Source organism: Pantoea sp. BRR-3P, assembly GCF_039621635.1.
Taxonomy (GTDB): domain Bacteria; phylum Pseudomonadota; class Gammaproteobacteria; order Enterobacterales; family Enterobacteriaceae; genus Pantoea; species Pantoea floridensis.
The window spans coordinates 3,966,486-3,990,116 of sequence record NZ_CP155066.1 but is presented as its reverse complement, the minus strand read 5'-3'; the positions used below and the strand labels follow the sequence as shown (position 1 = coordinate 3,990,116).

The window sequence follows — 23,631 nt, the reverse complement described above, 5'->3', positions numbered from 1 at the left end:
GCTGTTGAAAGTTGCTAAAAAGCGCGTAAAAACCGGCCTGCCCGTGCAGACCGGCTGCCCGCTTAGCTCAGCGGGCTAAGCGTAATCTCTACACGACGGTTCTGTGCTTTGCCGTCTTCGGTGCTGTTGCTGGCGATCGGATTGTCCGGACCTAAACCTTGGGTCCGCAGGCGGTTTTGTGCCACGCCTTGCAGAATCAGGCCGCTGGCCACGCTCTCTGCACGCTGCTGTGACAGGCGCATATTCAGCGCGCGAGTGCCGGTGCTGTCGGTGTAGCCCACCACATTCACGGCTGTTTTTGGATACTCTTTCAGCACCATAGCCACGCCGGTCAGAGTATTGGCCCCCGCCGGTTTCAGGTTGCTGCTGTTGGAATCAAACGTGACGTTATTTGGCATGTTGAGCACGATGTTATCGCCCTGACGCGTCACGCTCACGCCGGTACCGCGCATTTTGTCGCGCAGTTTGGCTTCCTGCACGTCCATGTAATAGCCCGCGCCACCGCCCAGTGCGGCACCAGAGGCTGCGCCAATTAACGCGCCTTTACCGCGATCTTTCTTCGACGATGACAGCACGCCGACACCTGCGCCCAGCACCGCGCCTAACCCGGCGCCGATGCCCGATTTTCCGGCCTGTGATTCGCCGGTGTAAGGATTGGTGGTACATCCTGACAAAGCAACACTACCGCTCAATAACAAGGTCAGCGCCAAAATACGCTTGTTCATAAAAAATCCCTCACAGATTTAAACGGGGAAAAGCCCCAAAACGGCACTATTATGCCGTTCAATGATGGGGAAATGCGTGAGAGGCAGTCTTAAAATGTAAAGAATTGCGTTAAAGATTATCAGGATGGCAGAAACAGGTGGTTTGATGATCGTTGATCAGGCCGCAAGCCTGTAGAAATGAGTGGCAAATTGTTGGGCCGACGAATTTAAAGCCACGCTTTTTAAGCGCCTTAGAGAGCGCAATTGCGGGTTCGGAGGTGGTGGGGGCCGATTTATAATCCGCGTAATGATGCAAAATCGGCTGATTATCAACAAATGACCAGATAAAGCGGGAAAAGTCTTCCCCCGCGGCTTCCAGCGCGAGCAGCGCGCGGGCATTATTGATGATGGCTTCCAGCTTGCCGCGATGGCGGATCAGGCCGGCATCCTGCATCAGGCGCGCCAAATCGTCTTCATCCATCAGGGCCACAGCATTGGCATCAAATTCATGGAATGCGCGGCGATAATTTTCGCGCTTTTTTAATACCGTTATCCATGAAAGACCGGCCTGCTGGCCTTCAAGGCATATCATCTCGAATAAGACGCGCTTATCAGTTTGCGGAACACCCCATTCCTGGTCGTGGTACGCGATATACAGCGGATCCTGAGTTACCCAGCCACAACGTTGCATTGCCTCACTCCCTTTAGCAGATGAAAAAGCCGTAAATCCCTTGACGAATGACGAAATCGATTAATAGTTAAGCAATGGGTGCCGATAGTGATCTTATAAAATCTTAACGCCCATTCTCTTCCCCGGCTCGTCAGGAGTCTTTCATGTTGCAGAAAAGTCAGCGGACAGGCCAGCACAATCTTGCGCTGGCTTTTGGCGGTTTGTGGCTATTTTTTCTGGCCGGGAATGCGCATGCCTTAGATCAGACGAGCCAAAATAGTGTTCCCGATTACAACGCAATTCTTGCTGAAAAAATTTCCAGTAATCATCTGATGCTGACGGAAAATAGCGATGTCAGCTTGCTAGACGCGGCACTTAACTCACCCAATAACAGCGAGATGGTGCTGCATAGCGAAACCGCCAGCGTCGGTGCCGCGCCGTTTGTGAATCGTTACTCAGCAGGCTGGTCAATGCCGATGAGTGGCACAATCAGCACCGGACCGGTTGCACAATTTGCGGTCGATGATTCGACGCTCAGCTGTCCAAAGTGTGAATGGGTAGACAGCAATAACGCCGAGCATATTGCGTCATTAGGCTGGCGCGTTGACTCCAGCCTCGGCGGGATATTGCCCTGGGCACAGGTGAGCTATAGCCATCTGGTGAATGAAGAGCTTTCTTCCCCCACGCGCCTCCGCCCCGATGAGACGAATGGCCGTGAAAACAATTGGGTGGATGTGAGCGTCGGTGCCAATATGCCGCTGGGCCAAAATATGGCGGCCTTTGCCTCCTTTGCACAAACCGGTGCGGTGAGCAGCGGCGAGCAGTTTATTTATAGCCTTGGCGTCAGCGCCAGCTTCTAATCGGCATAAAAAGAGAAGTGTTAAAAAGTGAGGTCAATATACTAAGCGCGCTAATCATTACCTTGGTCACAATATGCGCAACAATATTATTCTTATTAGCCGTGAAATTACGGCATTTATCATCAGTGGATTGGTGCTGGTTTTCTGTATGGCGATGGTCTATATCGACGTCAACTGGATGAACGATGCACTGCACGAAGCGTCTTTCACCGAAATCACGCAGGAGGTAATGCTGCTGCTGATCGCTTCCTGCTATTTCCTCTGCGCCTGGCAACGGTCGCAGCAGCGCAGCGTGCTGCTCCTGGTCGGCGGTTTTTATAGCTGTATGCTGATTCGCGAGATGGACTTTCTGTTCGATTTCATCAGGCACGGATCGTGGCTGTGGTTTGCGCTGGCGACAACGGCTGCCAGTCTGGCCATGGCATTGCGCCAGCCACGTCAGATTCTGCCCTGTCTGGTATCGCTGGTGCAGCATCGCAGCTGGCAGATGATGGCCGCAGGATTACTGGCTGTGCTGGTGTTTTCGCGCTTATTTGGCATGCATCAGCTGTGGGAACATCTGATGATGGACGGATATAACCGCGTGGTGAAAAATATGGCGGAAGAGGGCAGCGAGATGTTCGGTTACACTCTTTGCCTGATCGCCTCTGCACGCTATTTGTGGCAAACCCGACCACAGCCTGTCTCGGTTCAGGCACTGCCGGTTTCACGCCATGTGGAACACGCTCAACCGCTGTCTGCATCACGCTAATACCTACGACCTTTTTGGCGATCCCTTGCCCTAAAACAGGTACACTTACCGCATAACGTCGGTCTGAATTTGCCGCCCGACGCATCATGCTGGTTAACGTCAGGTTTCTTCATGTCAGTCAAAATCTTATCTTCAACGTTGGTGGGGCTGGATGGCTTTTGTCATGACCCGCTCGCGGTACTGCAACAGGCCGATAACGGCACGCTGGCGGTGCTGCATAACAATACGCCCGCGTTTTATGCGCTGACGCCGCAGCGTCTGGCGCAGTTGCTGGCGCTGGAAGCGGCCGCGCAGCAGCCTAATGATGTCACGCTGGATGAAAGTCTCTTTCAGACAGAAAGCGCGCCCATTGCCACGCCGGTGGGCAAGTTCGCTATGTACGAAGGCTGGCAGCCGGATAGCGATTTTCAGCGTCAGGCGGCCATTTGGGGCGTGGCGCTGAGCGAAGGCGTCACCGCCGCTGAGCTGGCCGCTTTTGTCGCGTACTGGCAGGCGGAAGGCCGATTATTCCACCACGTCCAGTGGCAGCAAAAATTAGCGCGCAGCGTGCAGATGAACCGTGCCGCCAATGGCGGGCAGCCAAAACGCGATCTCACGCAAATCAGCAATACTGATTATGATATTCCCGATGGATTCCGAGGTGAGTAATGAAAACGCCGAACGAACTTTTTAGCCGCCTGAAAAAAATGATGCCGTCCGACGTGCAGCCGAAATTTAAAAACGGTGCGGAGCTGCTGGCCTGGAATCAGGAGCAGGGCCGTTTGCGCTCGGAAGCAATTGTGCGGGAAAACCGCGCGATGAAAATGCAGCGCATCATGGGACGCTCCGGCATCCGTGAGCTGCACATGAACTGCTCGTTCGATAACTATCGCGTGGAAAATGATGGGCAGCGTAAAGCGCTGGCCATGGCGCGCGAATATGCCGCTGGATTTGAAAATAGCATCTCCAGCTTTGTCTTTTCCGGCCGTCCCGGCACCGGCAAAAATCATCTTGCTGCGGCGATTGGCAACGATCTGATTATCCGCGGTAAAAGCGTGCTGATTGTTACCGTGGCCGATTTGATGTCCAGCATGAAAGGCACCTTCAGCGGTGGCAGTGATTTAACCGAAGAGCGTCTGCTGCACGATCTTAGCCATGTTGATCTGCTGGTGATCGATGAGATCGGTATGCAGAGTGAATCGCGCTATGAAAAAGTAATCATCAATCAGATTGTCGATCGTCGATCTTCATCGAAACGCCCGACGGGAATGCTATCCAATCTTGATCCGGCCGGGATGAATTCTCTGCTCGGCGAACGCGTAATGGATCGTATGCGCCTCGGCAATAGCCTGTGGGTGCGCTTTGATTGGGAAAGTTACCGCAGCCGCGTGCGCGGTGATGAGTATTGAGGGGGGCTATGAAAGCAGCCGGTAAAGGTCCAGCGTTACTTCGTCTGAACAATCTGAAGCGGGTAATGACGCAACTGCGTTCGACCCGCATCACCTCCCGCCAGGATCTGGCACTAGCGCTTGAACTCAGCAAAAACACCGTCTCTTTGATTGTTGATGATTTACTGGAGCAAGGGCTGATCAACGAGCTTGGCCCGGTCAGCGTGGCATCGGCCGGTCGGCCAAAAATTGAAATTTCGCTGCGCGCAGAAAAGTTGAAAAGCGCCGGCATTATGGTGGAACGACAGGCGATTCACTGGCGCGTCTGTGACTACTTTTCGCAGGTGATTGCGGAACAAACCTGGCGAACGGAAACCCGCGATCCAGAGCATCTGCTGCATGAGCTGGTGGAAGTATGCCAAACCCTGCATGCTGCCCATCCCGAGTTGCTGGGCGTAGCGATTGGCTTCCCGGGCATCATCGATCCCGTGCGTGGATGGGTCCATTTCTCTGCCCATCTCGGTTGGCAGGATGTTGATGTCATGACCCTGCTGCACCGTGAAGTCCCTTTGCCTCTGCGCATTATGAACAACGTTAAAGCCGCAGCGCTGCTCTCGGTGCAACAGCTGGAGCTGGATAAGTCGCAGAGCCATTTCTATCTGCGTATCTCTGAAGGATTGGGCGGAGCGCTGGTGGAGCAGGGTGAAGTGTTCACCGGCAGCAGCTGGACGGCTGGCGAGATTGGCCATCTGACCATTCAGCCCAACGGCGAGCGCTGTAGCTGCGGACGGCTGGGATGTTTGGAAACGTTGGTGAGTAAGCCCGCGATTCAGCAGCAGCTGGCAAAACGCAAATCGGGTTTGCGCTGGCAGAACTGCGAGAGCGAGCCGGAGATCGTCAATGAGGTGATGAAGCAGGCGGGCACCCATTTAGGCAATGCGCTGAGTCAGGTCATGCAGCTGGTGAATCCGGCCAGCATTATCATTGATGGACCCTGGAATGCCCAACCTGCTTTTGTGCTTGCCGTGCAGCAGGCGGCGCAGGCCGGTGCGCTGGCCTTTACCTTCGCCCATACTGCGCTGCATTTTCTGCCGCTGCGTATCGATCCTGCCAACGGTTTAGCACTGGCGGTGATCGAGCAGTACGAGCGTCCAAGCCAATAACAGCGCGATAAATCGCGCCGCTACAAGTCCGTAGCGGCGCAATTCATTGCGCATCCTTTCGATTAATGCCTTGGAATATCAAACGACTCGCTCGGCTTGCCAGTTGCGGTGCTCTCCGGCAAATCGGCTTCGACATTAAACTTACGCAGTACCAACGCATGGATCTTCTCAAGCGATACGCCCGCCGTTTCTGGTAAATAGCGGAAGGTAAAGAAGTACATCCCCAGCGAGAAAATCGCGAACAGCAGCAGCGGGAAGCCGCCGTGGAACATATCCAGCAGCATCGGGCTACTGTTCATAATTGGGAAGGTGCTGCTGATGACAAAGTTCGCCATCGACATCGCACAGATGGAAATCCCCACGCAAATCGAACGAATCTCCGTAGGGAACACTTCGCCCAGCACGGTCCACACGATCTGTCCCCACGTCATACCGAAGAAGATCATGTAAGCGAACAGGCCAACCACCGCCAGCATGCCCGGTAAATGGTAATAGAAGGCGATAAAGGAGTACGTCAGGCACACGCAGGAGGTGATGGCACCCAGCAGCAGCAGCTTACGACGCCCCACTTTATCAATCAGCAGCATGCCGGCCAGTACGCCAATAAATTGACAAATCGACAGCCAGAAAGTTTGCAGCAGCGCCGAGTCGGTGCTGCCCGCCACATTCTTCAGCAGCGTGGGCCCGAAATACTGAATCACGTTGATACCGCTAATCTGATTACCCACCGCCAGGCCAACACCGACGATCAGCAGCGGAATGGTCGTTTTATCCAGTCGCAGGCGCGATTTATGCTGTTGAGCGGTTTTGTCAGAAAAAGAGTGTTTGATTTCGTTGAACACGCTCTCGGCATGTTCGCGGTTTGAGATCTTGGTTAGCGTATCCAGCGCTTCATCATATTTCCCTTTCAGCACATTCCAGCGCGGGGATTCCGGGATAAAGGCGATGAACAGCATAAACAGCGCACAGGGCACCAGCGCCGTCGCGAGGATGTAGCGCCAGCCCATATTGATCATCACCTCGGGCAAGGTGGATTTGGTGATGAAATAGTTGGTCAGCAACACGACTGATTGACCGCCGACGCAGCACACGGCATACAGCGCGGTCGTGCGGCCGCGAAACTTTGAAGGGGAAAGTTCGGCCAGATAGATGGGGGAAATCACCGATGCCAGGCCAATCGCTAACCCCCCGATCATGCGGAAGATAACAAAGACGGTGAAGTTATGGGCGATAGCAGTACCGACTACCGAAACGGTGAACAGTAGAGCGGTGATGGCGAGTGATTTCTTGCGTCCGAGTCTGTCGCTGAGGCGCGGCGCCATAAAGCAGCCGACCAAACTACCGAGCAGGATATTGGAAACCGCCCAGCCCGTTTCAGCTGGCGTTAACTGGAAATATTCACTTAAGGGTTCGATTGCACCGGAAATAATGGAAGAGTCATATCCCATCAGCAGGCCGCCAAATGCCGCGACGGTACAGCAGAGAATGACATACTTCATGTTGTAGCGTTTTTGCCTGGTATCCATTGTTATAGCCCCTTGTCTCTACGGCCTGAACGTTGCTTGTTCAGAAAGAGGGTGGTGTAGGTTCAGATGTTCAACTGTTATTCACGCGAGGTCTTCATTGTGGAATATATGTTCTAAATGGTATTTTTTGGATCATTTTTTCCGAAAAGTGTGAAGGGGGTTGCGAAATTCATTGATTAACGGAGCCGCGGCTAATTTATAGCTCAATGAAATGATAGGTTTTTCGTCAGCGTTCTTTGTAAGGACATTGCAAAGCTTGCTTAATAATGGAATTTTCATTCTGTTGTGCGCTCAGCATTGTAGACGTTATTTCAGTATGCTGAGCGGATTAGCGCGTTTCATTTTTTGCCAGGCAACGGGCATAATATGTTGATTCTCAGCCCCTCTTTGCGGACGCCGTAATGAAAACGCAGCGCATCACCCTGGACGATATTGCTACTTTGGCAGGCGTCACGAAAATGACGGTCAGCCGCTATCTGCGCACCCCTGAGAAAGTCAAAACGGAGACGGCAGAGAAGATTGCCAGCGTTATTGCCGAAATTGGCTACGTCGCGGATACCGAGAACGTGGCGACGAGCCGGCAAAATCCTCCCCGTATTGGCGTATTAATTCCTTCCTTTAATAATCAAATCTTTGCCGATCTGCTGGCAGGAATCGAATCGGTTACCAGTGCGCAAGGCTATCAAACGCTGGTGGTCAATTATGATTACAACGCGCAGCGTGAAGAGGAGCAGATCGCTACGGTGCTGGCCTTCAACATCAAAGGGCTGATTCTGACTGAATCGGTGCACACGGTGCGGGCGGAGAAATACCTTAATGCGGCCAATATCCCCGTGGCAGAAGTGATGGGGCTGACGGAGGCGCGTGGACGTATCAACGTGGGTTTCGACAACTATCGCGCCGGCTACGATATGACAGCCATGCTGCTGGCCAGCGGCAAACAGCGCGTCATCTATTTTGGTTCAATGTCCGATCGCCGTGATGAGCAGCGCTATGCCGGTTATCGCGATGCGGTTGAAGCCGCGGGCTTGCCTGCAGGGCGAATCGTGCCAAATAAGATCTCCTCGGTATCGATTGGAACCGGCATGATGACGCTGGCGCGCCAGCTCTATCCTGAGATGGATGCCATTCTGTGTACCAATGATGATTTAGCGGTCGGCGTGTTGCAGGAGTGCCAGGCGGCGGGCATTGCCGTTCCGCAAGCGATGGCGATTGCCGGTTTTCACGGGCTGGATATTGGTCAGGCAACCACGCCAAGATTAGCCAGCGTGATTACGCCACGCTTTGAGATGGGCAAAGTGGCGACGGAAATCATCCTGAAAAAAATCAATCAGCAGCCGACCATCGAGCAGGTAAATTTGCATTACCGGCTCTCAATGGGCGCGACCATCTGAAAAAATAAAACCCGCTTCAGGCTGCAGCGGAAGCGGGTTTTTTACAGCCTGACGAACTCAGTCGCGCGCTGTCGTGGTAGGAACAATCGGTGGCTGAGCATGATGCGCACGCTTCAGGAAGCGACTTTCCAGCACGTTCCATGAGGTGTAAGCCAGCGCCAGCGTAATCACTATCGTCAGCAGCAGACCAACAAAGGCATTGGAATCGTACACGCCAAAGTGCTGCAGTACCTGAATGATCGGCCAGTGATAGAGATACATACCGTATGAGAGATCGCCGTACTGGCTGATTTTGACCTCTTTGCACAGGTTGGTGCAGAACAAAATCACCACAGAAGAGAACGCCACCGGTTCAATGATGAAGGCATAATCGGTGCTCTTAAACAGCAGGAACAGCACCAGTGAAACAATGGTAATTTCCTTCAGGCGCTCAAAAATGGGCTGATGAACCGCTAACAGGCTACCGAAGAAGAAGTAAGACGACAGCGAGATAAACTGTTTCGCCAGCGTATCGGCTTTCGCGCCGGTATAAATGGTAGTGAAGTAGAAGAACCAGGCGCAGGAGATAACGAAAATCACGCTCCACACTTTCAGTGGATGCCTTTTCATCAACGGCACGATAAACGGCAGCAGCACATAGAGCGTCAGTTCGGCCTTGATGGTCCACAGCGATCCATCCATCGGCTGATTCGGGTTGTGAGTGAACACGCCCGGCAGCGAAGCCTGAATGAAGTTAAGGAAAGAGAAGTTAGCAATCAAATACTTGATGGTTTCTTTATTCTTGAGGAAATCCATCAGCGGCAGCGTGGTCAAACACATGCCAATCACAAAACACAGAATAATAACGAATATATAAGCAGGTAAAATGCGTTGTGCGCGTTTAATAAAATAGGATTTAAGTGATTTACTTCTTAAGTAACTTTTCGCAATAAGAAATCCACTTATTGCGAAAAATCCTTTCACGGCAAAGTCACTATTTAGAAAATGAGCGAGGAAACGAATATCGGCATTCCGTGTCACCTCGGCGGCATGCACGAGCATGACGATAAAGGCGAGTGAGAATCGTACGATGTCAAAGTTATTTTTTTCGTTCATGTCTGCATTCTTACATTGAGTGACGTGGCACCAGAAAAGTCACGGGAGACTTCGCGTGGATGGTTAGGAATATTCCGACCTCTGCTGGCACAGATGTTACCTATTAGAGGTTCAAATAAAGCAAAATGCAACTGATGCCAGAATTAGGCAAAATATTCAGAATTTCGCCAGGCGTCTATCAGTGTTATCTTATAAAATGAAAAACGCTAACTGTAATCAGTTAGCGTTTCTGGCCCTACCGGAAAATCTTAAAGCTTTGTGAAACCTGATAGCCAGTAATCGACTGCTTGCTGGAAACAGTATTGTAATAAAGGTAATACAACACCATTAATATGGTAATGGCCACTGCAACCAATTTCTTGAGCTTTTTACATTCCCAAATACACAGGGAAATCAGCACCGGTTCAACCTGTAATAAATAGTTAGCCAGACGACCGCCTGAAGCATAATCCTGCAGCGCCATCCTTAGACCACTACCAATCGCGAAGGTAATGACCAGAATGTAATAAGTGTTAAACTTTTCAAGATCAAGGTTTTTAATCTTATCGCTGAGCAGAACAAAACTAAAAATAAATACGAAGCCAATATTTTTCAGGTTAGAGAGGGTGAGAATCCCCTGATCCTGAGTCGAATCCTGGTTGGCGTAACCCATTGCCCTGTCGCCTAATCCACCAAGATGGCTGGAGAGTAAGGCAATCAGCGCCGAGCTGCCCATAAAGGCGAGCGGCAGGCTGGCCAGCACGATGAAGATTGGAATGTATTTGTTTTTTCGGACAATCATCGCCAAAGGAATGAGAATGGCAACAATCGCGGTGGCATGACTAATAAATGAAAGAATAAAGGTGGTAATCATCCCGGATTTGCTGCGGCGGGACATATGGTAAACAAAGCCCATCAGGAAGGCGGAACATAAACCGAAGCGAATTTGGTTCATGTCTTTGTTAATGAACAAGTGTGCGGAGTATACGGCCAGTGCAACCAGTGGCAGCGGCGTCAGTTTGCGGAAATAGTGGGCATTGACGCCAACCGAAATCACAGCAAAAACAAAAATGAAGATATCGGGATTCGCCGTAAACATACGGGTAATCCCAGCAATTGCGTATATAGCGGGTTCGTAACGAAACTCCTCTACGGTACGCCAAAAGCCTTCGATAACAATTTTATCAACAAACTGTACGAAGAAATCACGATACTGGAAGTCATCCAGGCCGGTTCCCAGACCACGAATACCGCCGAAAGTAAAAAGTACTACTACGGCGACAAAATAAAGATAGGTTCTGATTTGTGCTGTGTTTTCATTTTTACTTAACATGGTTTCGACGATAGCGACGAAAGTCAGGCTAAGACTTATGATCCAGTAAATTCCCATGGTCACATATTCTTATAGTTTAAAATTTACTTATAACATATGGTCTTGTTAACGTAAACATGAGAAAAGTCTAATTTTTACTGGCCCGGTATTATATTGAGTGCAAGCGAGTATTATTATTTGCTAACGTTCAGGGATGCGTTTTTTGCTCCGCTACTATTTCGCTATCTCATGGGTAAGCGTAATGTAACAAAGGCCACTTTTTGCCGATGCGAACCGTTTTTTGTCGCTGTTTTTACTCAGGATTTGGAGCCCGTGTGATGAAGTTCCCTCAATTGTCAGCCCTGCTTTTTTTACTGTATCTTCCTGCGGTGTTTGCCAATAAGGAAATTCCGATCTGGCCAAATGAAATGTCAGGAAATAATAAATTTATTAATTTCAGTAAAAACCCGGCCAGTAATAATCGTGCTGTCACAAATGTTGATTCTCCAGAAATGTTTTATGTTCCACCCACTGGAAAAAATAATCATTCGGCGGTGCTAATCATTCCTGGTGGTGGTTTTTCTTATATTATGAAAGATCTTGAAGGTTTGGATGTGGCAAAAATATTGAGCCAGAAGGGATATTCCTCTTTTGTTCTTATTTACCGTATGCCGCACGACGGTTCTGACGTTAATAGAAATAACGCATTCGCCGATGTGCAGCGAGCGATGCGCTTGATTCGTGCCAACGCCGCTAATTATCACATTGCACCCAATCAAATTGGCGTGATGGGCTTTTCGGCGGGCGCTTTCCTGGCCGCTAACGTCAGTAACAACCCGGATGTGACTAACTACCCTGCAGCCGATGAGCAGGACAAGGTTTCAGCGCGACCGGATTTCACCGCGCTGATCTACCCGGTGCTGTCATTGAAAGATGGGATAACGCATGTGGGAACCCGTGCAGCGATGTACGGGAAAGCGATTAGCCCTGAAGTGATTGAGCAGAACTCGCAGGAAGATCGTGTCACTGCCAATACGCCACCAACATTCCTGGCGCAGGCGCTGGATGATGGTACGGCCTCACCGCAAAACGCATTGCGCATGTTTGATGCGCTGCGCAAAAACAAAGTGAAAGTGGAACTGCATCTCTTCCAGCAGGGCGGACATGGCTTCGGTACCGCCCAGAAGCAGAATATCCCCGCCAAAAACTGGCCGACGCTGTTCAGCGACTGGCAGGCGAGTCTGGTGAAGCATTAACGATCATGGCAGATAGCGCAGAGGCAGCAGGGGAAAGGGATTTCCCTGCCGATTATCGCTCTCCTGCGCTTATATATTCCTCTCCATCGTGTTCTCATTTCACGCTCGTTACCGCGCGGTTCCTTTGTTAGAGTGTGATGAATTTTAAAGGAATGCTCTATGCCACGCGACAATCGCTTATCTCGCTCACTCCATGTGCTGATACATCTGGATCGTCACGTTAAACGCGCTACGTCCGAAACCATTGCCAAAATGCTGGATACCAATCCGGTAGTGGTGCGCCGCATGATGTCTGGCCTGCGCGAAAAAGGGTATGTGGTGTCAGAAAAAGGGCATGGAGGAGGCTGGGAGCTGCGTGCGGCGCTGTCAGACATTTCCCTGCTGGACGTTTATCAAGCCATTGGATCGCCGGCCTTGTTTAGCATTGGTCCCGCCGCCGAGTCATCACCTTGTTTGGTGGAACACGCCGTCGATGCGCGGCTCGACGAGGCGCTGAATGAAGCGGAAGCGATGTTGTTAAAGCGTTTTAGCCAAATAACCGTTGCCGATATCAGCGACGATTACCTGGCAAAAATGAAAAAACTTGGGCTTCCGTCTGACACCTTCCCTGACTGCAGCGAATAACCGATTTTTGTCGGTTATTCGCTATGCGCATTAATCCTGCTTCTGTAACGCTTTTTGTGCCTCATGCTTCATAACGTGCGTAGTGACCGCTGCCTGAAAGACCTTAAACATCAAACCATTAATAAATGTGGTTAGCGTTAAGGTGATAAAGGCGGTCATCGCCCAGTCAACAATCGTTATCCCGCTGTGCAGTAAATAAGGGTGATAAATCACCATTGCGATAAACACTACCCAATGGCTTAGGCAGTAGAAGCAATGGAATAGGTGGCCCAATAAGGCATGTTTTTTAGCGGTCCAGGCGCGTAATCCCGCGAACAGCTCAGTTTGAGTTATCGTCATAGAAATGCTGGCGGATGCCAGCGCAATCGCCAGGCATATCGCCAGATCGGACATCAGGAGCGTATTCATATAACTTCCTTTTAGTTCAGAGCAGAGGGTGAGAGGTGATTTCATGTAACTAACAATATTACATGAATGGCTGTGCCGCAAGATGCCGCGATGTGGCTATGAGCCCAACAGGGTTAAATTGGCGAGTTATCGTTATTTATTGGCTTTTACCCATCACATAGCCAGCTAGCGCCTTTCTATAATGCTATCCACTCGCTGGAAACGTTTCCGGCTTTACCTTTCGACATCAGGAGGAAAGATGGATATTAACGTCGCCTTTATGCAGCAACTGATGCTCTGGATTGAGGATAATATTGAGCAGAAACTCATTCTGGAAACCGTAGCGCGTCGCGCCGGTTATTCGCAGTGGCATCTGCAGCGGTTGTTCCGTAGCTATACCGGCATTGCGCTCGGCACCTATATTCGCGAGAGAAAGTTAACCGCATCGGTGATTGCGTTATTGAACGGAAACATGCCGCTGATGGATATTGCTATCAAATATGGCTTCGACTCGCAGCAAACCTATTGCCGCACCTTCCGTCGCATGTACCATCTGCCGCCCGGTGCATTTCGTCGCAAGTTTCAGTACAGCCTGCCGGAAATTGATGGGCCAGCTAGTCTGCTGTTTTTGCATCCGCTGAGTCGGCAGGCGGCGTAAAATATTTTCCCGGCGTTGAACCAAATGCGCTGCGAAAAGCGCTGAGGTAGCTGCTAACGCTGTCGAAACCAACCTGCCACGCAACCTGCTGCACACTTTTGCCGGCTGCCAATCCTTCCAGTGATTTGAGTAAGCGTGAAACCTGACGATAGCGCGTCAAGCTCATCCCCACCGCGCTAGACCAGTGACGGCTCAGGCTGCGCGGGCTTAATCCTGCCCAGCGTGCGAGTTCTGGCCCGGTGCGCGCATCGGAAGGATCGTCCATCAACAGTCGCGCAATCTGGTGCAGCCGCGGTTCGGCAGGCAAGGGTAGCGTGAGGGGATGCTCGGTTGATTCATTGAGCTCATCAAGGAACACCTCGCACAGACGATTGTAGCGCGCGCTACCCCAGTGATCGGGTGACAGCGTGGCCAGTCTTTCTGCCAACGGTTCCAGCACCGTGGGGCAGGAGAGTAACACTGGGCGATCGGGCAGCGGTGCGGCCAGCGAGTCGTCAACTAATACTGTCCAACCCAGCACGCGTCCCGGTCCGATAATCGCATGTTCAAAGTAGGGGGGAATCCAGCCGACCAGACGGGGTGGATTAGCAAAGATGCCCGAAGGCGTTTTCACCGTCATTAATCCTTGTTTGAGGCAGTAGAGCTGTCCGGCAGCATGGCGATGCGTGATGCTTTCACCATGTAGCTGCTTCGACAATGCAGCGGCAATCACTTTTGGTGCATCTGGCGCCAGCAGGCGCTTTCGCAACTCATCCTGCCGCGGATGGCCAGAAAAGGTGAGAGTGTCGGTCGGATGAATAAGCATTTTTGCCTCCGCTGTGCGCTGAAGAAGCAAAGTGGCGGAGATTAGGGGGGAAGTAAAGTGCGGGCGCAGATCGATTGGCGACTGTGCCCGCTTTTGCAAAGATTAGAGAGCGTTCTGGCTCATACGGTCATAGGTTACCAGAGCCAGTAACAGCTGGCTCTGTGCAGCATAAAAACCGAATGCGTCATGCTCAATGCAGTGTGCGGTAAACGCGGGTAGCCAACGCCACAGCAGGCCAAGCGTCTTGTCGCGCAGCGCCAGACAGGCCGCGGCATTCGCTCTGTTTTCGCTGGCGGCAAAACTCAGGTAGCTCAACAACTCAAGGCAAATCGCCAGATGATCTTCCGGTTCAGGAAACGCCCGATCGCGCTCCAAACCGGCTTCCAGCAGCAGCGCCTGCATCTCTTCACAGGCAGCCTGACGGAAGCGCGCATTACCCGGCTCATAACAGGAGGCATAAGGCAACGCCGCCTGTTTTTGCGACATCAGGAACAGACCGGCAAAATCAGCCGCCAGTTCCAGACGCGCATCGGGGCGCAATTGCAGCGCCGCGATGCTGTTCCGGGAGGCGAGCACGCCATCCTGTAATGCAGCCTCGGCAGCCAGATGCTCAAGCCATAACGCCACATCCGGGCTCTGCAACTGCGCAAGCTGCTGCTCGTCTAATTCACGGGCGAACATCCCGGCGAACCAGCCATACAAGCAGGCGTAATGATGAGGTGTTAATTGACCCGCCATGATTACGCACTCGCCTCTTCTGGCTTCGGAATGTAGTCACACTTCGCGATCATCTCAGTTGGACCGGCGAAAGCCGTTACCGGCGCGATATCACCCTGATATTTCTCGATATTCACGATAGCGGTATGTGCGCTGGTTGCCTGAGCCAACTGCGACGAGCCAACGTCCAGGGTAAGCACATTCGGATTGCCATATTTGCACAGTGCGCCCACTACGCCGCCGCGATCTGGGTTGTACCACGCGCCTTCATGGATGCGAATCACGCCTGGCTTGTAACGATCGGTGACCACCGCGCCCGCCAGCACCTGACCGCGCGCATTAAATACGCGGACCACATCGCCGCTGCGAATCCCGCGTGCGCTAGCATCCTGCGGGCTGATATAGACCGGCTCTTTGCCCGCCACGCTGTATTGTGCACGCAGCGTTTCGGATTCGCAGAGTTGCGAATGTAAACGGAAATCGGGATGCACCGACTGCAGATGCAGCGGATAGCGTGACGATCCCGGTCCACCATGCGAGCGCTCGGCTTTTTCAAACCACATCGGGTGACCCTGACAATCGTCATAGTGCAGATCGGCAATGCTCTTCGAGTAGATCTCAATTAAGCCACTCGGCGTTCCTAACGGCTCCAGATCGGGGTCGTTACGGAATGCCTGATGACGAACAAACAGCTTAGGATCGTTAAACTCGATATAGCCGCTCTCATTCCAGAAAGCGTCGAATGCCGGTAACTGCAGGCCGCGGCCTTTACCCTGCTTGGCGCCATCCTGATAAATACGCTTCAGCCAGCCCATCTCATCCAGCCCTTCGGTGAAGGCCTGTTCGCGATCAAAGCGACGGCATAGGTCGCGGAAAATATCGAAGTCGTTACGCGCTTCAAACTGTGGCGGCACAATTTGCTTCATGCCGAGCAGACCGCGGTTTGAGAGATTGCCGTACTGATCGATATCATTGCGCTCGAACTGCGTGGTCGCGGGCAGCACGATATCGGCGAAGCGGCAGGTTGCGGTCCACTGGTTATCAATCGATACCACGGTTTCCAGCGTCTGCCAGCCTTCAATGATACGGTTAGTTTGCTGATGGCGATGGAACGGGTTGGTACCGGCAAACACACACATCTTCAGCTGTGGCAGGGTGACTTTTTTGCCGTTCCAGTTGATCACTTTGCCAGGTTCCAGCATGGCATCAACAAAACGCGCGATGGGGATAGTGCTGCTGTAACCTTTGTAGTCGGTGCTGGTGTGACGCGGCGGCGTTGTCGTTGAGCCGGAGAAACCGCTCAGGATGATGCCGTTACGTGTTGGCGTACCCGCGCCGTTGTAATGCCAGCCGAAACCGAAGCCACCGCCGGGCAGACCAATTTGGCCCAGCATCGCGGCCAGCACCACCACCATCCACGCCCATTGCTCGCCGTGCTGCATGCGCTGCACGCACCAGCCCGCGATAATCTGGCTACGATCGGCCGCCAGCTGACGCGCCAGAGCGCGAATCGTCTGTGCATCAATACCGGTTAAGGTTGCTGCCCATTCGGCATCTTTTGGCTGGCCGTCGGTTTCCCCAGTGAGATAAGGCAGGAACTGCTCAAAGCCCACGCAATAGGTGCTGAGGAACTGGCTGTCGTGCAGCTTTTCACTGTAGAGCGTATGCGCGAGTGCCAGCAGGAGGGGGACGTCAGTTTGTGGATGCAGAGCAATATGCTGCACCTTATCGCGCCCCAAAAATTCATGGGTGCTGGATACCACGGGATCGACGCTGACGACGCGGATCTCGCCTTTCTCGACCTTCTCTTTTAGCTGCGCGTAATAGTCATACACGTCGTGATCCGGGCACCACCAGTTTGCCTGCTGGTTTTTCACCATGTCGGATCCCCACAGCAGCAGCGTTTTGCTGTTTTCCAGCACCAGCGGCCATGACGTCTGTTGTTCGTAAACTTCCATCGATCCAACAACGCGCGGCAGAATCACCTGTGCCGCACCGGTGGAGTAGTCACCGCCGCTGCCAACAGAGGCACCATGCAGCGCCAGCGCACGGCTCAGCATGCCACCGGCGTTGTGGAACATACCGGTAGATTGCCAGCCACTGCCGCTCAGTAACGCGCTTGGACCATAAGTCGTCTGCACGCGTTCCAGCTCTTGATAGAACAGGTCCAGCGCTTCGTCCCAGCTCACGCGAACAAAACGGTTATCGCCGCGCTGACGCGTATCGCTTTGATGGCGTTTACGCAGCCAGTCCACCCGCACCATCGGGTAGCGCACGCGGGCGGTGCTATGCACGTGATCCGGTAATCCGGCGATGATTTTGCTGGGATAACGGTCTTGCTCAAACGGCGTGGCTTTCACAAAGCGACCCTCCACCACCGTAGCGCGAATTGCACCCCAGTGTGATCCGGTGAGAATACCTTGTGCCGCATGGGTTGCCGCCTGTGCCTGACGTGGCACCAGCAGCGAGGGCGCAAACATGCCCAGCGCGCTCAGTCCGCCGAGCTGAACAAGAAAGCGGCGGCGTGATTGGTTAAACGAATCAGTATGTTTCATGCTCGCTTCCTTAGTGTTTCTGCTGCGCGCCGCCGGTATCGGACGCATTCAACTGGAGATATTTCAGCAAGGTACGTTCTTCACGTTTATCCAGACTGGTGAAGCCGATCATGCCGTTGAGGGTGCCGATCCAGCCGTTGGCATCAAAGTGCGCTTTATCCGGCGCGCCGTGACACTGATTACAGGTGCCGCTGTAAAGCGCGCTGGCATAGGCCCAAATCGGTTTGCTGTCATTAACCATGTCGCCTTTCTGCATCCACGCGGTGGTTTGCAGTTTGCTCCATTTCACGTTCGTGGCCGCAACCGTGGTGGTTTCCAGCGTTTTCGCGTCTTTTTGCAGATCGTCGCGGATGGAAGAGACAAAAATACGTTTGCCTGGCATGAGTGACAGCACGCGCTGGCGACCTTCGGTTTCGGTCCAGCCGGTGACCTGCACTTGCAGCCAGTCGCCGTCACGCTTCACGACATGCACTTCTGAAGCAGGCAGCAGCGATCCTGAAGGGGCGCTGTCGGTTTTGTTGGCGAAGAGCGGCTTCATATCGAGTGCGAACAAGGTATCGCCGCTACTGTTGGCATCGGCGGTTTTGCGCATCTCTTCAAACTGTTTACGGAAACCGCTGCTCATATCGGGCAGCTGATGAGTGATACCTTTATGGCAGTCAATACAGGAGCGATTTTCCAGCGCGGCGGCACTCATCTGGCGCGCAGCCTCGGGTTTCTGGCGCGTATGATCCATCGCATCATAGTTATGGCAACCGCGACATACGGCGGAATTGCTCTCTTTCATGCGCTTCCACTCGCGCTCAGCAAGGATTAAGCGCTTCGCTTCAAACTTTTCTGGCGTATCAATCGACCGCGCAATCAGAGCCTGATAGAGATCATTACTTGCTTCCAGCTTGCGCTTTAGCATGCCCGGAATATCACGGGGGATATGGCAATCGCGGCACTCTGCGCGAACGCCTGATGGATTCTTGAAGTGGGTGGACTGCTTATACTCTTTGTACGGTTGCTGCATCCCGTGACAGCTCACGCAAAACTCTGTTGAGCTGGTCAGTTTAATCCCGGTGTGAGGTACCACAATAACGGCTAATCCAATGACAATCCCGACGAGCAGGATTGCCAGCACTGACCAACGTGCGCTGGGTCGGCGTAATCGCTTCCATAGTGTTTTCATTGCTGTAACCCTGTTTTTTTTAGCTATATCGCGCGGCAATTTTAGGGATGAGATATGAACAAGGTCAGCGGGCGGCATGAACAGAATACGGCGTAATATGAACAGTTATGAACAGAAAGGAATGGGCTAGCGATGTCGCATCACATAGTGATTGTTGAAGATGATGTGGTGACGCAGGCGCGGTTGCGCGACTACTTCATTCAGGAGGGATATCGCGTTTCGGTGACCAGCAGCGGTGCGGGATTACGAGAACACATGCTGCTGCAACCCGTTGATTTAGTCCTGCTGGACATCAATCTGCCCGGTGAAAATGGCCTGCAACTCACGCGTGCGCTGCGCGAGCGATCCACGGTGGGCATTATTTTGGTCACGGGACGCAGCGATCAAATTGATCGTATCGTCGGGCTGGAAATGGGTGCCGATGATTATGTTACAAAGCCGCTCGAGCTGCGCGAACTGGTGGTGCGGGTGAAAAATTTGCTGTGGCGCATCGATCTGGCGCGCCAGGCGCAGCCGCTGCAGGAGGAGAATAGCTATCTGTTTGCTGGTTACAGCCTGAATATTTCCCGCCATACGCTGGAGCATGAAGGGGAGTTGATCAAACTGACGCGCGCCGAATACGAGATGCTGGTGGCTTTTGTGACGAATCCGGGCCAGATACTGAGTCGCGAGCGTCTGCTGCGTATGCTGACATCGAGCCGCGTCGATCAGCCTGATATGCGCACCGTCGATGTGTTAATTCGCCGCCTGCGCAGTAAGTTACGCAGTGAGCTGTTTGTGACTCAGCATGGCGAAGGTTATTTACTGGCAGCTGACGTGCGTTGATAGAAATACACCGGACGAAATCCCGGAGGAGAGAGCGAAAGCGCGACACCGGCGCTGTTGCTGTTTTTTGCTGTCAAAATCAATATCGGCGGGCTGATATTATCCGGTACGCGTTGGCCTTGTAGTACCCGCACCGCTTGCTCCACGGCGAGCTCACCCTGCCAAACCATCTGATCGCTGGCCGCAACCACGATGCGATCGCGCTTCAATCCACGATAAACCTGATGGGTTAAATAAAATGAGGCGATCTCCAGCGGTGTTGTCCGATTACGCCCTTCGCCCATGGCCACTTCCGCTGCAATCGCCGTGCCCGCCACCAGATTGATTTCGGGATAGCGCTCCAGGCGGTCCTGTAACAGGTTACGCTGCACCTCAATGTCATTATCACCATAGGCAACATCGACGATTTTCAGCAGGCTGCCAGTGAGTGCTGCCCGGAAACCGCTGCTCATCTCCTGGCTCCCTCCCGCATCAATCGGTCCCGGCATCAGTAGAATCTGCATCGGCTTATCTTGATGATGCGCCACCAGATAGTGGCCAATTTGATATCCCATTTGATACCAGGGAACGCCAACGCGCGTCCGCGCCGGAACATCGTTAACGGCATTCACCACCTCAATGATCGGGGTGTGTTGGGCAAATAACACCGCACCAGGAAACGTTGCCACGCTGCTGCCGAGTAAAATAGCCTCTGCTCCCCAGCGCTGGCAGGCTTCCAGCTGATGTTGCTGTACGTCGCCCTGACGATAGCCACCGGCTTCAAAAACATTGAGCGTGACGCCTAATCGGGCTGCCGCTTTACTCATCCCATAATTGATCGAGAGCCAGTAACCGTCTTTCAGATTGGGGTAAAGTGCGCACAATTTCCAGGCACGTGAAGCGCTCAGTGCTGGCAGGCTGGCGGCGGGGGAGCTGCTGCGATTGTCCTGCCAGTGCAGCAGCGGTAGCGCTGCCTGCAGCGGCATTGCCAGCACTAACAACGTTAAAAGAAGTATGCGCATAAATAACCTCAAACAAAGTGCGGCTAATGCTAGTGGCATTCGCCCGCCGGACTCAACTCTTTTTAGCGCGAAACCGCATGGCTAATACTTCCTTAATTCGTCGGTTATGGCTGGCCTTTGCCCTGATGGCGTTACTCACGCTGCTGAGCGTGGCCACGGGCTGGCTGAATCTGCGCTATGTCGGCCGCGTTGAACAGGCCGATACCCAATCGCTCCTTTCCAGCATGAACATGGCGCGTCACCTTAGTGTAGCGAGCGCCAGGGTGCTCTTTTCTGCACAGCAGCTCCTTAGCGCCCAGGATGAGCAGGAGTGGCAGGTTCAACGCACTATGCTGGGCAAGCAGAGTCAGAAAATCGTTTATCTCCTCCACCAGCTTAGCGCACAAGGCTTTGATACTCGCGCGATGGTGCAGCTGGAGACCGCTAACCGGCAGGCGATCATCCAGCAGGGCGATGTGGTGCATCAGCGCCTGCAGCTCACCCAGCAGCAGCGCCAGTTGAGCGATAATATTGGAGCAGCCGCACATCGCATTGTTGATTTGGCACAGGGGCAGGCGAGTAATGCGGCCACCGCAGCAGGCGCAACGCAGGCAGGCATCTACGATCTCATCGAACAACAGCATACCGCCGCCGCCGGACAGGCACTCGACCGGTTGATTGATGTTGATCTTGAGTATCTCAATCAGATGGGCGAATTGCGCCTCATTGCGCTACGCGTTGAGCAGATAGTGATGACGTTGAAGCGCTATAACGGCGCGGCGGAGCCGGCAGAGACACCGCTGGCAGAGTTGATACAGGTACTGCATCGTCGCCAGCAGCGCGTTGAAGATCCCCGTATCAGACAAGATATTCGCGAGGCGCTGGCGATTGTTGCGCATTACACCACGCTGCTTGAAATGTGCCAGCAGCAGCAGCGCTTACACGCACAATTAGCAACGCTATCGCAGCAAAATTTCACGCTTTTCAGCCGTTTCAGTAGCGAAATGGAACGGCAGGTGAGCGAGATTGAACAGCGTAACGCGGAGGCGCTGAGCCGGGTAAACCGCGCGCGCGTACTCGGTACCGTCGCACTGGCGCTGTTGGGTGTGATGGCATTGCTGATCTTATCTCTGGTGCTTTGGCGGTTGGTTTATCGCTCGGTTTCGCTGCCGCTGGCGCGGCAAACCGATGCGCTGCAACGTCTACTCGACGGCGATCTCGACTCCCCCTTTCCCTCCAGTGGCAATGCCCGCGAACTCAATACCATCAGCCGCCTGATGGAGGCCTTTCGTACCAATGTCCGTGCGTTGCAATATCAGCAGCAGCATTTGGCGGAGTTAGTAAAAAACCGCACCGAAGAGTTGCAGGCGCTGGTGGTCGAACATCATCAGGCGCGCGCCGATGCTGAGCAGGCTAACCGCGCAAAATCCGCATTTCTGGCGGCGATGAGCCACGAAATTCGCACGCCATTACACGGGATTTTGGGTACCGCGCAGCTGCTTGCCGATCAGCCGCTTAACATTAGCGATCAACGCTATGTGCAAGCGATCAACGATTCCGGCGAAACGCTGCTGTTTATCCTTAACGATATTCTTGATTATTCGGCGATTGAGTCCAGCCCGAAAACCATCACTTTACACAACGCGCCGTTCGAACCGCGCCAGCTGCTCGGCAGTGTTGCGCAGTTGATGAATGGCCGCGCACACAACAAAGGGCTGGCGCTCAACATTGAAGTGGATGCGCATGTACCAGAATGGATACAGGGAGATGTACACCGATTACGACAAATTGTGATGAACCTGGTGATGAATGCGTTGAGATTCACCGAAAATGGCGCCATCGTGCTACGTATGAAGAGTTGCGCCTCTGAGTGGTTTATTGAGGTTGATGACGAGGGTTGCGGTATTGCGCATGACCATCAGGAGGCCATTTTCGCGCCTTTCGTCCAGTTACAACCCGGCAAGGGCGGCACCGGTTTAGGCTTGGCGATTTGTCGCGGTTTGGCGCAGGCGATGCAGGGCCAGTTAACCGTCACCAGCCAGCCGGAGGTCGGCAGTTGTTTCCGGCTGACGTTGCCGCTGGTTCATGCATCGGCCACGGTGTTATTGCCCGATTCCGCTCCCGCCGACCTTAGCCATTTGCATGTGTTAATTATTGAAGACAATCCGCTGACGCAGCAGATTACGGCAGAAATGCTGAAGCGTAAGGGCGCACGCGTCAGTATTGCCGGTAGCGCTGAGTCAGCGTTGGCGTTTTTGGCACAAGGCGATGACATCGATTGTGCGCTGGTAGATTTCGCGTTACCCGATGCGAATGGCATCGAGTTAGCACAAAAACTGGCGCAATTTTATCCCGCCACGCGGCGTATCGGCTTCAGCGCAAGCGTTCCCGACGAGTTGCAGCCGCATGCTGACGAGCTGTTCTGCGGCATTATCCAGAAACCCGTCCACGGTGAAACGCTGTGCCGTCAGATAGTGCGCTTTTTGGCTTCTGCCCCCGTAACGGATCTCAACGCTAACCAACTAAAGCAAGATTACGACACCTTTGGTGCGGATACGCTGCGTGGCTGGCTTGCATTGTTTCGCCAACATGCAATGCCGTTACTGGATGACATTGAATCTGCAGAACAGGATGAAATCGTATCGAAGTTAGCGCATCAGCTCAAAAGTAGCTGCGGCAGTTTGGGGATGCAAACCGCCTGGCAAGCCTGCGCACGGCTGGAGCAGGATCCACAAGCGGATATCCCTCTAAGAGCCATTGTTGAACGCGGGTTGGTGGAGGTGGAGGCGTGGATTTATCAGGAGAATCGTGAGGCGCAAAGTGACTCAA

21 protein-coding genes and 1 pseudogene are annotated in these 23,631 nt (G+C 53.1%); 11 read left to right on the top strand and 11 right to left on the bottom strand.

Annotated elements, in window-relative coordinates; genetic code table 11:
- Positions 1-62 precede the first annotated feature (62 nt).
- Both AAGR08_RS18410 and AAGR08_RS18405 read right to left on the bottom strand, forming a co-directional pair.
- Positions 63-725 carry an OmpA family lipoprotein gene (locus AAGR08_RS18410; RefSeq protein ID WP_097095457.1) on the bottom strand — a complete coding sequence of 221 codons (663 nt, stop codon included), beginning with the start codon at positions 723-725 and terminating at the stop codon, positions 63-65.
- Between the two features lie 109 nt (positions 726-834).
- Entirely contained in the window at positions 835-1,395 is a 561-nt protein-coding gene (locus AAGR08_RS18405) for a DNA-3-methyladenine glycosylase I (RefSeq protein WP_345827596.1), read from the bottom strand.
- A 143-nt stretch (positions 1,396-1,538) separates the two neighbouring features.
- Between AAGR08_RS18405 and AAGR08_RS18400 the strand changes: the two genes are divergently transcribed.
- The 5 genes from AAGR08_RS18400 (at position 1,539) to AAGR08_RS18380 (ending at position 5,515) form a co-directional block, all read left to right on the top strand.
- Entirely contained in the window at positions 1,539-2,234 is a 696-nt protein-coding gene (locus AAGR08_RS18400; RefSeq protein ID WP_345827595.1) for an autotransporter, read from the top strand.
- A 73-nt stretch (positions 2,235-2,307) separates the two neighbouring features.
- Positions 2,308-2,985 (top strand): hypothetical protein, encoded by a 678-nt coding sequence (locus AAGR08_RS18395; protein WP_345827593.1) that lies wholly within the window; start codon positions 2,308-2,310, stop codon positions 2,983-2,985.
- Positions 2,986-3,096: 111 nt separating this feature from the next.
- A complete protein-coding gene (gene dnaT / locus AAGR08_RS18390; protein WP_097095453.1) occupies positions 3,097-3,633 on the top strand; it encodes a primosomal protein DnaT in 537 nt (178 codons plus the stop codon).
- Positions 3,633-4,373 (top strand): DNA replication protein DnaC, encoded by a 741-nt coding sequence (gene dnaC, locus AAGR08_RS18385; RefSeq protein ID WP_097095452.1) that lies wholly within the window; start codon positions 3,633-3,635, stop codon positions 4,371-4,373. Before dnaT ends, dnaC begins: the two co-directional genes overlap by 1 nt.
- A gap of 8 nt (positions 4,374-4,381) precedes the next feature.
- A complete protein-coding gene (locus AAGR08_RS18380; protein ID WP_097095451.1) occupies positions 4,382-5,515 on the top strand; it encodes an ROK family protein in 1,134 nt (377 codons plus the stop codon).
- Between the two features lie 62 nt (positions 5,516-5,577).
- On the opposite strand, the gene AAGR08_RS18375 is transcribed toward AAGR08_RS18380, so the two are convergent.
- Complete coding sequence (locus AAGR08_RS18375; RefSeq protein ID WP_097095450.1) at positions 5,578-7,041, bottom strand: sugar porter family MFS transporter; 1,464 nt, start codon at positions 7,039-7,041, stop codon at positions 5,578-5,580.
- A 401-nt stretch (positions 7,042-7,442) separates the two neighbouring features.
- On the opposite strand from AAGR08_RS18375, the gene AAGR08_RS18370 reads away from it, so the two are divergent.
- Positions 7,443-8,435, top strand: coding sequence for a LacI family DNA-binding transcriptional regulator (locus tag AAGR08_RS18370; RefSeq protein WP_097095449.1), 993 nt, complete (start codon positions 7,443-7,445; stop codon positions 8,433-8,435).
- Between the two features lie 57 nt (positions 8,436-8,492).
- Here AAGR08_RS18370 and AAGR08_RS18365 read toward each other — a convergent pair whose 3' ends face one another.
- Together AAGR08_RS18365 and AAGR08_RS18360 are read right to left on the bottom strand one after the other, a co-directional pair.
- Positions 8,493-9,530 (bottom strand): acyltransferase, encoded by a 1,038-nt coding sequence (locus AAGR08_RS18365; protein ID WP_345827589.1) that lies wholly within the window; start codon positions 9,528-9,530, stop codon positions 8,493-8,495.
- Positions 9,531-9,765: 235 nt separating this feature from the next.
- Entirely contained in the window at positions 9,766-10,899 is a 1,134-nt protein-coding gene (locus AAGR08_RS18360) for an EpsG family protein (protein ID WP_345827587.1), read from the bottom strand.
- Between the two features lie 209 nt (positions 10,900-11,108).
- Between AAGR08_RS18360 and AAGR08_RS18355 the strand changes: the two genes are divergently transcribed.
- Both AAGR08_RS18355 and AAGR08_RS18350 read left to right on the top strand, forming a co-directional pair.
- Positions 11,109-12,077 carry an alpha/beta hydrolase gene (locus AAGR08_RS18355; protein WP_345827585.1) on the top strand — a complete coding sequence of 323 codons (969 nt, stop codon included), beginning with the start codon at positions 11,109-11,111 and terminating at the stop codon, positions 12,075-12,077.
- A gap of 159 nt (positions 12,078-12,236) precedes the next feature.
- A complete protein-coding gene (locus AAGR08_RS18350) occupies positions 12,237-12,701 on the top strand; it encodes an Rrf2 family transcriptional regulator (RefSeq protein WP_097095445.1) in 465 nt (154 codons plus the stop codon).
- A gap of 30 nt (positions 12,702-12,731) precedes the next feature.
- Here the strand turns inward: AAGR08_RS18350 and AAGR08_RS18345 are convergent, their stop codons facing one another.
- Entirely contained in the window at positions 12,732-13,109 is a 378-nt protein-coding gene (locus tag AAGR08_RS18345) for a DUF1360 domain-containing protein (RefSeq protein WP_176519140.1), read from the bottom strand.
- Between the two features lie 238 nt (positions 13,110-13,347).
- On the opposite strand from AAGR08_RS18345, the gene AAGR08_RS18340 reads away from it, so the two are divergent.
- Positions 13,348-13,746 carry a helix-turn-helix domain-containing protein gene (locus AAGR08_RS18340; protein ID WP_345827583.1) on the top strand — a complete coding sequence of 133 codons (399 nt, stop codon included), beginning with the start codon at positions 13,348-13,350 and terminating at the stop codon, positions 13,744-13,746.
- Here AAGR08_RS18340 and AAGR08_RS18335 read toward each other — a convergent pair.
- The 4 genes from AAGR08_RS18335 to torC form a co-directional block, all read right to left on the bottom strand.
- A complete protein-coding gene (locus AAGR08_RS18335; RefSeq protein ID WP_345827581.1) occupies positions 13,703-14,551 on the bottom strand; it encodes an AraC family transcriptional regulator in 849 nt (282 codons plus the stop codon). The two genes, AAGR08_RS18340 and AAGR08_RS18335, sit on opposite strands and share 44 nt — an antisense overlap.
- A gap of 102 nt (positions 14,552-14,653) precedes the next feature.
- On the bottom strand, positions 14,654-15,289 hold the full coding sequence (torD, locus tag AAGR08_RS18330; protein WP_345827579.1) for a molecular chaperone TorD: 636 nt from the start codon (positions 15,287-15,289) through the stop codon (positions 14,654-14,656).
- Positions 15,290-15,291: 2 nt separating this feature from the next.
- On the bottom strand, positions 15,292-17,823 hold the full coding sequence (torA, locus tag AAGR08_RS18325; RefSeq protein WP_097095441.1) for a trimethylamine-N-oxide reductase TorA: 2,532 nt from the start codon (positions 17,821-17,823) through the stop codon (positions 15,292-15,294).
- A 10-nt stretch (positions 17,824-17,833) separates the two neighbouring features.
- Positions 17,834-18,997 carry a pentaheme c-type cytochrome TorC gene (gene torC, locus AAGR08_RS18320; RefSeq protein ID WP_097095440.1) on the bottom strand — a complete coding sequence of 388 codons (1,164 nt, stop codon included), beginning with the start codon at positions 18,995-18,997 and terminating at the stop codon, positions 17,834-17,836.
- A gap of 132 nt (positions 18,998-19,129) precedes the next feature.
- Between torC and torR the strand changes: the two genes are divergently transcribed.
- The gene (gene torR / locus AAGR08_RS18315; RefSeq protein WP_097095439.1) at positions 19,130-19,822 is read left to right on the top strand and encodes a two-component system response regulator TorR; all 693 of its coding nucleotides are present in this window, start codon (positions 19,130-19,132) and stop codon (positions 19,820-19,822) included.
- Here the strand turns inward: torR and torT are convergent.
- Positions 19,795-20,823, bottom strand: coding sequence for a TMAO reductase system periplasmic protein TorT (torT, locus tag AAGR08_RS18310; protein ID WP_345827576.1), 1,029 nt, complete (start codon positions 20,821-20,823; stop codon positions 19,795-19,797). The genes torR and torT overlap by 28 nt on opposite strands.
- Positions 20,824-20,900: 77 nt before the next feature.
- Here torT and torS point away from each other — a divergent pair.
- Positions 20,901-23,597, top strand: a pseudogene (gene torS, locus AAGR08_RS18305) (TMAO reductase system sensor histidine kinase/response regulator TorS); the annotation flags it as partial.
- Positions 23,598-23,631 lie beyond the last annotated feature (34 nt).

Excerpts from the sequence above, each read along its gene's own strand:
- AAGR08_RS18410 (WP_097095457.1), bottom strand. The coding sequence starts at position 725 with ATGAACAAGCGTATTTTGGCGCTGACCTTGTTATTGAGCGGTAGTGTT.
- AAGR08_RS18405 (WP_345827596.1), bottom strand. The coding sequence starts at position 1,395 with ATGCAACGTTGTGGCTGGGTAACTCAGGATCCGCTGTATATCGCGTAC.
- AAGR08_RS18400 (WP_345827595.1), top strand. The coding sequence starts at position 1,539 with ATGTTGCAGAAAAGTCAGCGGACAGGCCAGCACAATCTTGCGCTGGCT.
- AAGR08_RS18395 (WP_345827593.1), top strand. The coding sequence starts at position 2,308 with ATGCGCAACAATATTATTCTTATTAGCCGTGAAATTACGGCATTTATC.
- dnaT (WP_097095453.1), top strand. The coding sequence starts at position 3,097 with ATGTCAGTCAAAATCTTATCTTCAACGTTGGTGGGGCTGGATGGCTTT.
- dnaC (WP_097095452.1), top strand. The coding sequence starts at position 3,633 with ATGAAAACGCCGAACGAACTTTTTAGCCGCCTGAAAAAAATGATGCCG.
- AAGR08_RS18380 (WP_097095451.1), top strand. The coding sequence starts at position 4,382 with ATGAAAGCAGCCGGTAAAGGTCCAGCGTTACTTCGTCTGAACAATCTG.
- AAGR08_RS18375 (WP_097095450.1), bottom strand. The coding sequence starts at position 7,041 with ATGGATACCAGGCAAAAACGCTACAACATGAAGTATGTCATTCTCTGC.
- AAGR08_RS18370 (WP_097095449.1), top strand. The coding sequence starts at position 7,443 with ATGAAAACGCAGCGCATCACCCTGGACGATATTGCTACTTTGGCAGGC.
- AAGR08_RS18365 (WP_345827589.1), bottom strand. The coding sequence starts at position 9,530 with ATGAACGAAAAAAATAACTTTGACATCGTACGATTCTCACTCGCCTTT.
- AAGR08_RS18360 (WP_345827587.1), bottom strand. The coding sequence starts at position 10,899 with ATGGGAATTTACTGGATCATAAGTCTTAGCCTGACTTTCGTCGCTATC.
- AAGR08_RS18355 (WP_345827585.1), top strand. The coding sequence starts at position 11,109 with ATGCGAACCGTTTTTTGTCGCTGTTTTTACTCAGGATTTGGAGCCCGT.
- AAGR08_RS18350 (WP_097095445.1), top strand. The coding sequence starts at position 12,237 with ATGCCACGCGACAATCGCTTATCTCGCTCACTCCATGTGCTGATACAT.
- AAGR08_RS18345 (WP_176519140.1), bottom strand. The coding sequence starts at position 13,109 with ATGAATACGCTCCTGATGTCCGATCTGGCGATATGCCTGGCGATTGCG.
- AAGR08_RS18340 (WP_345827583.1), top strand. The coding sequence starts at position 13,348 with ATGGATATTAACGTCGCCTTTATGCAGCAACTGATGCTCTGGATTGAG.
- AAGR08_RS18335 (WP_345827581.1), bottom strand. The coding sequence starts at position 14,551 with ATGCTTATTCATCCGACCGACACTCTCACCTTTTCTGGCCATCCGCGG.
- torD (WP_345827579.1), bottom strand. The coding sequence starts at position 15,289 with ATGGCGGGTCAATTAACACCTCATCATTACGCCTGCTTGTATGGCTGG.
- torA (WP_097095441.1), bottom strand. The coding sequence starts at position 17,823 with ATGAAACATACTGATTCGTTTAACCAATCACGCCGCCGCTTTCTTGTT.
- torC (WP_097095440.1), bottom strand. The coding sequence starts at position 18,997 with ATGAAAACACTATGGAAGCGATTACGCCGACCCAGCGCACGTTGGTCA.
- torR (WP_097095439.1), top strand. The coding sequence starts at position 19,130 with ATGTCGCATCACATAGTGATTGTTGAAGATGATGTGGTGACGCAGGCG.
- torT (WP_345827576.1), bottom strand. The coding sequence starts at position 20,823 with ATGCGCATACTTCTTTTAACGTTGTTAGTGCTGGCAATGCCGCTGCAG.